Source organism: Paraburkholderia lycopersici (genome assembly GCF_900096975.1).
GTDB classification, from domain to species: Bacteria; Pseudomonadota; Gammaproteobacteria; order Burkholderiales; family Burkholderiaceae; genus Paraburkholderia; species Paraburkholderia lycopersici.
Genome location: NZ_FMYQ01000069.1, coordinates 1 through 2,485 on the forward strand (window position 1 = coordinate 1; position 2,485 = coordinate 2,485).

General features: G+C 50.0%; 2 protein-coding genes and 1 pseudogene. 2 read left to right on the forward strand and 1 reads right to left on the reverse strand.

The annotated features are described in order from the left end of the window. Both BLU17_RS31985 and BLU17_RS32945 read left to right on the forward strand, forming a co-directional pair. Window positions 1-357 (forward strand): transposase (locus BLU17_RS31985; RefSeq protein WP_143189407.1); only part of this gene is annotated, 357 nt, incomplete at its 5' end. Window positions 358-412: 55 nt separating this feature from the next. Next, complete coding sequence (locus BLU17_RS32945) at window positions 413-655, forward strand: hypothetical protein (RefSeq protein WP_143189408.1); 243 nt, start codon at window positions 413-415, stop codon at window positions 653-655. A gap of 1,695 nt (window positions 656-2,350) precedes the next feature. On the opposite strand, the pseudogene BLU17_RS31990 reads toward BLU17_RS32945, so the two are convergent. Beyond that, window positions 2,351-2,485, reverse strand: a pseudogene (locus BLU17_RS31990) (transposase); the annotation flags it as partial.

The window sequence follows — 2,485 nt, forward strand, 5'->3', positions numbered from 1 at the left end:
AACCGGCACGATTCGATGGCATTCGGGCGCACGCTGGATGCCATTCCTGCGATACCGGGCCTGAACGGACAGCCTCGCAAACGTCCGGGCAAGCTACATGCGGACAAAGGCTATGACTTTGCACGCTGCCGTCGTTACCTGAGGCAGCGCGGCATCACGGCCCGCATCGCCCGCCGTGGCGTGGAAAGTAAGGAGCGGCTCGGCCGGTATCGCTGGGTAGTCGAGCGCACGCATGCCTGGTTTGCCGGTTTCGGCAAACTGCGCATTCGTTTCGAGCGTCGTCTCGACATTCATGTCGCGTTGCTCTCCCTGGCTGCTGCCGTTATCTGTTCGCGCTTCGTTGATGACTTGTGTTAGCCGCTCTAAGATTTGATTGGAATCGTGAATGTAATTTTCAGATAGTGAGTGCAACATGGTTACGAAACGTAAACAATTGATTGGAATTCTGCTTTTTGTCGGATCAGGTCTCATGCAAGTTTATTTTTGGTTTATGAATTACAGTCGCGGTTACGTTGTGGCGAGACACGGAATAATCTATAAATCACTTCAGCCCGAGACTTTTAGCCGGGCGCTAATGATTAATATCATTATTGCGGCCATCATGTTTGCCGGGGCCGCATTAATAGCTGTAAGTTATTTTAAAAGAAAAGATTAATTCTCATTTTTTTGAAATATAAACCGGGGAAAATATGGAAGCGCAAGAGGCTGTAACTCTCTTTAATAATGTTGTGGGTAATGTCCTGTCCACAACAACTGCAGCTGATGATTTGATAAATAACGACAATCCCAATGGCCCTTCGCAACTGGACACCGTGACGGATGAATCGTCAGTAATTGGAGGTATGGCAAGTGCCGCTGAAGCAGCAGCGGCGTTTGCTGGGAACGCACCGTTAGCTGCGATCTTCGAAGGGGTTGGGCCTGCAATTGCCTTTGCGCAATTGCCGCTTAATGCGGAACAACTCGCTCGCGATGCACAGAACTTCCAGGAAGATGCGGCCGCAGGTGATAACAATCAAATTCTCACGAACGATTTTACCGCAGTATTAAACGATGAAGGGCAGCTCCTTTCAAATTTTGGCATTCTAATGGCGGAGTTTGCTCCCGAGTTACTGCCACTTGCGGCTGGCTTAACCTTGGCCGGCACTCTGCTTCAATACGCTACGTATACGAATATCGGTAACTGCATTAGTCTTCTTACATCATTAATCAATGCATGGAGTAACGGAAATTATCAAAAACTCCAGGCAGCAGAAAATCAGAAAGATCCAATCTTTATTGATTTGAGTGGGAATGGTTTATCGCTGACTACCCTGAGTACATCTGGTGCATACTTTGATTTTTCCGGCTCTGGCTTCGCTGAACATACTTCCTGGATGGGTTCTGGCACTGGCATGTTGGTATTTGATCCAACCGGTGCGGCCGTAACATCTGACGACCTGATCTCATCCTTTAGCGCGCTTCAGGCACTTGCCGGAGGGGCGCAAACAATCGATTCCTCAAACAGCATATATTCGCAACTTCGAGTTTGGGTTGATTCGAATGGGGATGGCAAGGTAGATGCAGGTGAGCTGAAAACACTCTCGCAATTGGGTATTGCGTCTATAAATCTCGACGCGACATCAAGTGGCGAGATACTTAACGGAAATGTCGTCAATCAGGTCTCTAATATTACGATGGTGGATGGATCGACGCGTGAGATTGCCTCTGTGTCTCTCGTTGGAGATCCCTCGACAACAGTCGCAGATACGCCCGCATTTATTCCTTCTTCGATTTCGCTATTGCCCCAGGTGGAGGGCGGTGGTGATATGAGTGATCTTCGATCTGAAATGACGACGGATCAAACGCTAGAGTCTGAAGTGCAAGAATTTCTGACTCTTGGAAGCGACGCGCCGTACTCTGATATTACTAATGCCGTTAAGACAATAATGTATGAATGGGACGGCGTGGCGAGCGTTAACCCAAATTCGCGGGGACCGCAGGTTAATGCCAAACAACTTGAATTCATTGAGGCATATTCCGGTGAGTCTTACAGTTCCCCATATGGGAGTAATCCCATATATCACGCTGCGCCTGGCGTGGACGCCTCGTGGAATGATCTGTTTGCGACTATGTTCGCGAAGCTGGTGCTGCAATCGCCAAATCTGCAGAGTCTTGTGCCTGAGTTTTCACTGGAGAATGGGGCAATCGTAGCTGCGGACGGCTTTTCGTCTATTGCGGCAGCATTCGCACGTCTTGGTGACTTGTCTGCATCAAATGTCCAGCAGTGGCAGGTGTTTCTGACGGTCGCCGACGCTTATCGCATCGAGGTTGGCACATCGGCGGAAGATTACTATCAGACCGTCGTTGGGCAAACAAGCGATTCAAGCTGCGTAATGTCGTGGCGATTCGCTCCGGTCAGGATGACCGCGAGCGGGATGCCTTGTGCGTCGACGATGAGGTGGTGTTTGCTGCCGAGCTTGCGCCGGTCCGTGGGATTCGGGCCGGT